This is a genomic window from Sulfitobacter sp., assembly GCF_041552635.1.
Taxonomy (GTDB): Bacteria; Pseudomonadota; Alphaproteobacteria; order Rhodobacterales; family Rhodobacteraceae; genus Sulfitobacter.
In genome coordinates, this window is record NZ_JBFEKM010000179.1 from 1 (window position 1) to 7,567 (window position 7,567).

General features: G+C 54.7%; 9 protein-coding genes and 1 tRNA gene. 5 read left to right on the plus strand and 5 right to left on the minus strand.

Annotated elements, in window-relative coordinates:
- Positions 1-682 precede the first annotated feature (682 nt).
- Positions 683-766, minus strand: a tRNA-Leu gene (locus ABYT07_RS17295).
- 119 nt (positions 767-885) lie between these two features.
- On the opposite strand from ABYT07_RS17295, the gene ABYT07_RS17300 reads away from it, so the two are divergent.
- The 5 genes from ABYT07_RS17300 (at position 886) to ABYT07_RS17320 (ending at position 5,397) form a co-directional block, all read left to right on the plus strand.
- Entirely contained in the window at positions 886-1,407 is a 522-nt protein-coding gene (locus ABYT07_RS17300) for a Hint domain-containing protein (protein ID WP_372993278.1), read from the plus strand.
- A gap of 551 nt (positions 1,408-1,958) precedes the next feature.
- Entirely contained in the window at positions 1,959-2,297 is a 339-nt protein-coding gene (locus ABYT07_RS17305; protein WP_372993279.1) for a P-II family nitrogen regulator, read from the plus strand.
- A 35-nt stretch (positions 2,298-2,332) separates the two neighbouring features.
- A complete protein-coding gene (glnA, locus tag ABYT07_RS17310; protein WP_372993280.1) occupies positions 2,333-3,739 on the plus strand; it encodes a type I glutamate--ammonia ligase in 1,407 nt (468 codons plus the stop codon).
- A 188-nt stretch (positions 3,740-3,927) separates the two neighbouring features.
- Entirely contained in the window at positions 3,928-4,692 is a 765-nt protein-coding gene (locus ABYT07_RS17315) for a lytic transglycosylase domain-containing protein (RefSeq protein WP_372993285.1), read from the plus strand.
- A gap of 261 nt (positions 4,693-4,953) precedes the next feature.
- Entirely contained in the window at positions 4,954-5,397 is a 444-nt protein-coding gene (locus tag ABYT07_RS17320) for a glyoxalase superfamily protein (protein WP_372993281.1), read from the plus strand.
- A gap of 54 nt (positions 5,398-5,451) precedes the next feature.
- Here the strand turns inward: ABYT07_RS17320 and ABYT07_RS17325 are convergent, their stop codons facing one another.
- The 4 genes from ABYT07_RS17325 to ccsA all read right to left on the minus strand — a co-directional run.
- Positions 5,452-6,159: a DUF3445 domain-containing protein gene (locus tag ABYT07_RS17325; protein WP_372993282.1), complete on the minus strand. Its 708-nt coding sequence runs from the start codon at positions 6,157-6,159 to the stop codon at positions 5,452-5,454.
- A 249-nt stretch (positions 6,160-6,408) separates the two neighbouring features.
- A complete protein-coding gene (locus ABYT07_RS17330) occupies positions 6,409-6,927 on the minus strand; it encodes a DsbE family thiol:disulfide interchange protein (RefSeq protein ID WP_372993286.1) in 519 nt (172 codons plus the stop codon).
- A 13-nt stretch (positions 6,928-6,940) separates the two neighbouring features.
- Entirely contained in the window at positions 6,941-7,090 is a 150-nt protein-coding gene (gene ccmD / locus ABYT07_RS17335) for a heme exporter protein CcmD (RefSeq protein WP_372993283.1), read from the minus strand.
- On the minus strand, positions 7,090-7,567 hold a 478-nt coding region (gene ccsA / locus ABYT07_RS17340), incomplete at its 5' end, for a cytochrome c biogenesis protein CcsA (protein WP_372993284.1). The genes ccsA and ccmD, both read right to left, overlap by 1 nt.

A 7,567-nucleotide genomic window follows, 5' to 3' on the forward strand; every position in this document is an offset into this window, starting at 1 on the left:
ATAGACCTGCAGCATGAACAAGGGGCCCGTCAGCATCAAAATGTTGACGAAAACGCTGAACAAGAACACCGCAAGCAGCAGCCCCGCACCATTGCGCCGCGCCTGACGCAACTCAGGCAATCCGTATTTCGCTCTATTCACAGTGGCTTTCTTTCAAACTTAAAAACTTTGGATTTGCGTACTGATCATAGATTAACCGCTTATGCCAGTCGCGCCAAAGTTACGCAGGCGAAATTCTGCCTCATTATTAGGCAATCTTTCGCCCGCAAACGCCCACGGCACCAAGGTGCGCCCGTACAGTTGGATCAACTATTGGGGTACGTTTTCAGATACCACAGCCCCACCTTCGGCTGTCAAAACGGAAAGTTGCCTTGAATTTTAAATACTTATTCGGGAATTTCAGCCGGGATCCAAAAGACCTAGGGTGGTGCTGATCCCAAGCCACTGCTTGGAAATGAGCCGGGTCAGCACGTTCCAGCCCGCTAACATAACGGTGCATTGGGCCGAGACCCTAAAATGCAACCGGTCATCATCTGTGTCTGAGTATTCTGCCCCCTGCTTCATACCGAAGGAGCAAGACGCGAAGGACGAATTCCTAACCAAACAGTTACAGAGTTTGTAACCTTGAAACGGACGGTGAGCCCGACAGGCAAGAGGTTTCTGTATTATCAATGGGATATAGTGGTGCGGGTGAAGGGACTCGAACCCCCACGCCATAGGCGCCAGAACCTAAATCTGGTGCGTCTACCAATTCCGCCACACCCGCATTGGGTGTTCAGTATCAAACAAGTTTGGCATATGCGAGGGCAAAAAAGACAAGACATAAACACTTTTTTACCTTATTCAGAACGATACCTGAGGTAGGTAAACAAGAAAGTGACGCCCATGAAACCGAAAACGGTCGGGCGCGTAAGCGGACAGGATTCGCGAACGGGCCAGTATATGCCCTATGTCAGCGTCGATAGCGGCCTGATATCTGGTACAAAATTGCTAACACTCGACGGGGAAATTCCAGTGGAAATCCTTAGTGTCGGGGACAAGCTGATTACCCGCGACAGCGGCATTTCCAAAGTAACGCATATTCAGCGAACGACACGCAAGGTTCACACGATCGCCTTTGCGGCTGGATCATTGGGGCACACGCGTCCCGAATGTGACACGCTTTTGGCGGCAGATCAGATGGTTTTAATCCGCGACTGGCGCGCGCGGGCGATGTTCAGTTCTGAACGGGCTCTGGTTGCCGCTCGCACGCTGGTTGATGGGGAATTCATCCTTGATCAAGGCGAACAAAACCAGATGCTGATCCAGATTTTCTGCGACGGGCCGCATATCCTATATGCGGGTGGCCTAGAGTTGGGGACCACTGACGCAAACCGCGCGCGTGGGGCGGTATTGAACGCCGCTTGAAACAATTGCGATCCAGTTTGATTGGGTCGTAATTCAGTAGATCGAGGTCGCCGCCAATTGCACGGTTCTTTCGTGCGATATTGAACATTAGAAACCTTGCAGATGACGCTCTGCAAGGTCCTGACTCTGTCCATTTTTTCTTTACACACTAACCACACTCGTTTGCAACGCGCGATGTTGATGCATCGCAGCAGGCTTTTGCGCTTAGCTACCAGCCACTCATCTGCCGCGACCATTAGCAGACCAGCTTCTCCGCCCCCTCCCTGCATCAGGCCACACAGCCTGTAGGAATCGCTCTGGGATTAGACCTGTGCGAAATAGCCCATTGTAACAGGCCAGCTGACTTCATTTGACCGCAAACCTCACGTGCCCCCACTCACAGATTTTCATTTCGCTTAAATTTTAACCGCATCGCATATTTATCGCGCGCAGCGATGAAAAATTCAGCGTCAGATGTGGACTTCACCGGACGCTTGGTAGACCGTCGATCTGGTCAATGAAATGACGCTTATGGATAAGTGCAGACATCGCAACTGGCAGGGAGGCCTCAGATGAAAAAGATCGAAGCTGTGATCAAACCGTTCAAGCTTGATGAAGTCAAAGAGGCCCTTCAGGACGTCGGCGTTCAAGGGCTTAGCGTGATCGAGGTCAAAGGCTTTGGCCGTCAAAAAGGTCATACCGAACTGTACCGCGGTGCCGAATACGTCGTCGACTTCCTGCCCAAAGTTAAGATCGAGATCGTCTTGGATGACGATCAGGTCGATGCGGCAATCGAAGCGATCGTAAGCGCTGCAAAGACTGAAAAAATTGGCGACGGCAAAATTTTTGTCAGCGCAATTGAACAGACAATCCGCATCCGCACCGGCGAAACCGGTTCGGACGCGCTTTAATCCAACCTAAAGTTCAAGAAAGAGGATATCACCCAATGAGCACCAAGGACTTTCTGCAGAGGATCAAGGACGAGGACATCGAATACGTTGATGTGCGCTTTACCGATACACGCGGCAAGCTGCAGCACGTAACGGTCGTTTGCGATCTGGTCGATGAGGATTTCATCGAAGAAGGCTTTATGTTTGACGGCTCTTCGATCGCAGGCTGGAAAAGCATTGAAGCTTCCGACATGAAGCTGATGCTGGACGTGAGCACAGCTTACATCGACCCGTTCTATGCTGAAAAAACGATCTGCGTTCACTGTTCGATTGTTGAACCAGACACAGGTGAATCCTATGATCGTGACCCCCGCGGCACTGCGCAAAAAGCCGAAGCATACCTGATTTCTTCGGGCATTGGTGACACCGCCTATATGGGTCCAGAGGCCGAATTTTTCTTGTTCGACAATGTTAAATTCTCTAATTCAATCAACAAGGTATCCTACGAAGTTGATGCGTCCGACGCGTCCTGGAACACCGACACTGATTACGAGATGGGCAACACGGGCCACCGCCCCGGCCTCAAGGGCGGCTACTTTCCGGTGAACCCCATCGACGAAGCACAAGACCTGCGCGCCGAAATGCTGTCGACGATGAAACGTCTTGGCATGAAGGTCGACAAGCACCACCTCGAGGTTGCGTCCTGTCAGCACGAGCTGGGTCTGATTTTCGGCACTCTGACGCACCAGGCAGACGAGCTGCAAAAGTACAAGTATGTGATCCACAACGTGGCACACGCTTATGGCAAGTCGGCAACCTTTATGCCCAAGCCGATCTATGGCGATAACGGGTCCGGCATGCATGTGAACATGTCGATCTGGAAAGACGGCAAGCCGTTGTTCGCAGGCGACAAATACGCGGATCTTTCGCAAGAAGCGCTGTATTTCATCGGCGGCATCCTCTCCCACGCCAAGTCGTTGAACGCCTTCACCAACCCGGCGACCAACAGCTACAAGCGCCTGATCCCAGGTTTCGAAGCCCCCGTTCTGCGCGCATATTCCGCACGCAACCGGTCCGGCTGCGTTCGTATTCCATGGACAGAAAGCCCCAAAGCAAAGCGCGTCGAGGCACGTTTCCCCGATCCCGCAGCCAACCCCTACCTGTGCTTCTCGGCACTATTGATGGCTGGCCTTGACGGTATCAAAAACAAGATCGATCCCGGCGAAGCCATGGACAAGAACTTGTATGATCTGCCCGCCGAAGAACTGGCCGATATCCCAACAGTTTGTGGTTCCCTGCGCGAAGCGCTCGAAGAGCTGCAAAACGACATGGATTATCTGCTGGCCGGTGACGTGTTCACCAAAGACCAGATCGAAGGTTATATCGAACTCAAGATGGAAGAAGTGCACAAATACGAGCACACTCCCCACCCTGTTGAATTCGGCATGTACTACAGCTGCTAATCAACGCAGCTTAACAAGAAATGAAGGGCATCCCATCTGGGGTGCCCTTTGTTATCAGATATCAACGGGCTTTTGGCCGCCGCAGATCACTAGGCAGCGCCGCACGCAACGGTTAAACTCTCGGAAATCGCTTTATCCAGAGGTAACCAATGCGTACAATTTCTTCTTTTGCAGTCACGCTATGTGCGATGGCGGCACTCGCATCCCCCCTTTCCGCCGCACAATGCGGCAACAATTCCGGTGGCTTTAACACCTGGAAGGCCTCCTTCGCCAAAGAAGCCGCCGCCGCAGGTGTGGGGCAGCGCGGGTTGAACGCCTTGGCCGATGCCCAATATGCCAGCCGGACGATTGCGGCCGACCGCAACCAGAAGTCCTTCAAATACACGCTGGACAAATTTATGCAGGTGCGTGGCGCGGACACCATTGTCGCCCAAGGCCGCAAACGCAAGGCGCGCAACCCTGCCTTTTATCAGTCGCTTGAGGCCCGGTTTGGTGTACCCGCTGGTGTCATCATCGCGATCCACGGGATGGAGACCGCCTTTGGCGGCTTCATGGGTGACAGCGCCGTAGTTTCCGCGATCACCACCCTCACATATGATTGTCGTCGCTCGGATTTCTTCGCACCGCACGCAATCGGGGCGCTGAAACTGGTCGATCAGGGCGCAATCAACGGTGCCACCAAAGGCGCAAAACATGGCGAACTTGGCCATACACAGTTTTTGCCCGGCAATGCCCTGCGCTACGGCGTAGACGGCAATGGCGACGGGCGAGTGGATTTCTACAATCAAACCGATGCTTTGGCGTCGACCGCGAATTTCCTGCGCCAGAAAGGCTGGCAACCCGGTGCCGGATATCAGGAAGGCCAGACCAATTTCAGCGTAATCCAGCAATGGAACGCTGCCGGCGTCTATCAAAAGGCCATCGCGATTATGGCTTCCCGCATAGACGGCTGACCCAAATTCTGGACGCGCGCCCGAACGGGTGCGCGTCCGCCTTTTCCAAATGGTCGAAAATCCTCGCCGAAGGCATTCCGTCCCCTCCCTTGACGCTGCCTCTTGAAATCAATCCGCTGATCCGCCATATGGCGTCCATAGGGAAAGGCCCCTGCCGTCCGCATTCCGGTGAAGCCCTTTAAACTACGATACACCTTCAATCTCGCCGATTGACGGGCAACGCGGACCCCCTTCGACTTTTGCGAGAGCAGGAGTGTACCAATGACATATCAATCTAATTCGACCCAGATCCCATCGACAGATGTCCTGAAAATCCAAGCCAAGCGCCTGCGCGGCGATCTTGCGGCCAAGGGCACGCAGGTGAGCCATGCCGCCACCCTCGAAATGGTTGCCCACCAATGGGGTGCGCGTGATTGGAACACGCTCAGCGCGCGTGCCAGTGCGCCGCCCGCAGGCTGGACGCCGGGCGACAGGGTTTCCGGCCACTATCTTGCACACCCCTTCAAAGGGGTCGTCATCGCCGCACGGCTTTCAACCAGTGGCATGTGGTCCCTTACCTTGCGCTTTGATGAAGCCGTCGATGTGGTCACATCGAAACTGTTCAGCAACCTGCGCAAGCAGGTCAACGCTGTGGTGGATGCTCAGGGCATCTCACCGCGCAAAACCTCGGACGGCCAGCCGCATCTTGTGCTCGCCCCGCGCTAAGCGATTGCGTCTGCCTGAGTTTCCCTCGGGCAGGCGCATTTTTCGATCAGATTACTAACCACGCACAACAAAACTATGGATCGTAAAAATGACCGCATCTGTCTTGGGCAAGCGCAAAATACACTGCCGCTCTGATCGGGTGAAAGGCATTTCAGCTCCCACTTCACGGCGGCGGGGTTGGTGTAAATCCGCATCCGCATAGCGCAACTTGTTGAATCGCCACAGTGGCTGCCCCACCCGAACAGCATCAAACAAGCGCTGCACGCGGCGGGCAATATTATCGTCATATTCGTCAACCGGAGCATGAATGCCGGTCAAGGGACGCTCGACCTTTTCAGCCAAGCGCCAGTTCGCCGGAAAGCATAGAACCGCTGCCGTCAACACATGTTCATCGCCACGTTTCTGCAAAATACAGATGTCTTCCTGAACCAAGCGACCCAAGGTACGCAGTGGGGCCGCCCGATCAATCTCTACACGGCGGCCATCTGGGCAGGTCACGCCCTCTGCCCCAATCTCGAACCCGAGCCCTGGCAAAATTTCCAACGCTTGATCCAAGACCTCGCAACAGGCTTCATAGGCCGCATCACTTTGATACAATACATTCTTGGTCTGCTGCTTCAAAAGCTCGGCGCGATAAGCCATTTGCGCTAAATAGGCCTCATCCACCCGCAACCAATCATCCGGGCGACAAGGTGCCATCCCCGGCAAGCCCGGCGCGCCCTGCTGTGCCTGTGGTAAACTGTCTTGCAAAATCATACTCATGGCCCAATCATAGGTCCCGCGTGTGCCCAAGTCACACCAAAATCGCCTTTAGTGTGATCTGAAATGCCGCCTTATGATGTTACACCATCATGGTGAAACCTAAACGCGCGACTACATCGTCCGCAGATCACAGCGGCCCCTGTTTCTCTAGCTCTTAAATATCCTCGCCGAAGGCTTTAAATCTCTTCTGGACCAACAGCAAAGATTCTATGCTTTGGGCGAGGGTTTAGAGCCACTTGGAAATAGGACTCACTCAGCCAAAGCCGCATTTAATGCGGGCAAAAAGCGCTGTTCATAGTCACTCCCAACCAGCGGGCCCGCAAAGCGAAACAGGACAGTGCCGTCACCACCAATGATGAACGTCTCAGGGGGGGCCGTGACGCCCCAGTCAATTGCGGTGCGCCCTTGTGGGTCAAAGGCCACGCCTTTGAACGGATTGCCGTCATCGGTCAGATAGCTTGTCGCTGCGCGCTCTGTGTCTTTGAAGTTAACGCCGACAATGGCCATACCATCTCTTTGCATTTCAAGCAGCTTGGGATGCTCTGCGCGGCAGGGTGGGCACCAACTGGCCCAGAAATTCACCAATGTGACCTTGCCAGTCTTCAAATCCGAAGAAGAGGCCGCCGGAAAATCTGCCAGCGTCTTGTCGGGCAATGCAGGGGCTTGCTGGCCGATCAGGGTTGAGGGCAGACCTTCGGGATCGGGGCGGAACATACCAAAGGCCGCCAGAGCGACAAACGCCACAAAGATCAGAGGTGGCGCGATCATCAAGGGTGATATCTTAGCCACGGTCTTGCGCCTCGATCTTTGCAAGTTCAGCGCGCGCGCGACGCCCTTTGCGCAGGGTCAACACGACCAGACCAGCAAGCAGAACCAGCGAAGCGCCGTAAGCCGTCATAACCTCGGCTGTGTATTTACCAAGTTCGGGCATCAAGCATCCTTTCGGTTGCGCGCCAACAGCGCACGGGCGCGGCGCAGGCGGATTTCAGTTCCGGTCCGGTACAATACAAGCGCCACAAACAGCAGGCCAAACCCGATCATGCTGATCAACAGCGGATACCAGAACACATCCGCCACGGTGCGCCCACCAGTCGCCACGGGAACCGATGTACCTTGATGCAGGCCTTGGTTCCAGAAATTCACGGCATAACGCGAGAGAATCGCAAAGACCGATCCGACAAGGCACAAGACCGACGTCAGGTCCGCCGCTGTATCGGGGTCTTCGACGGCTTCCCACAGGGCAATGTAGCCCAGATAGAACAAGAACAGGATCAGAAATGACGTCAGACGCGGGTCCCAAGCCCACCACGTCCCCCACATGGGTTGCCCCCAAATTGCACCTGTCACCAGCGCGATCACAGTCATGGTGATCCCTACGGGGGCCGCTGCTTTGGCAGCCAATGCGCTG

Coding starts and splice junctions, on each gene's coding strand:
- ABYT07_RS17305 (WP_372993279.1), top strand. CDS start 1,959: ATGAAAAAGATCGAAGCTGTGATCAAACCGTTCAAGCTTGATGAAGTC.
- ABYT07_RS17300 (WP_372993278.1), top strand. CDS start 886: ATGAAACCGAAAACGGTCGGGCGCGTAAGCGGACAGGATTCGCGAACG.
- ABYT07_RS17320 (WP_372993281.1), top strand. CDS start 4,954: ATGACATATCAATCTAATTCGACCCAGATCCCATCGACAGATGTCCTG.
- ABYT07_RS17315 (WP_372993285.1), top strand. CDS start 3,928: ATGGCGGCACTCGCATCCCCCCTTTCCGCCGCACAATGCGGCAACAAT.
- glnA (WP_372993280.1), top strand. CDS start 2,333: ATGAGCACCAAGGACTTTCTGCAGAGGATCAAGGACGAGGACATCGAA.
- ABYT07_RS17325 (WP_372993282.1), bottom strand. CDS start 6,159: ATGAGTATGATTTTGCAAGACAGTTTACCACAGGCACAGCAGGGCGCG.
- ABYT07_RS17330 (WP_372993286.1), bottom strand. CDS start 6,927: ATGATCGCGCCACCTCTGATCTTTGTGGCGTTTGTCGCTCTGGCGGCC.
- ccmD (WP_372993283.1), bottom strand. CDS start 7,090: ATGCCCGAACTTGGTAAATACACAGCCGAGGTTATGACGGCTTACGGC.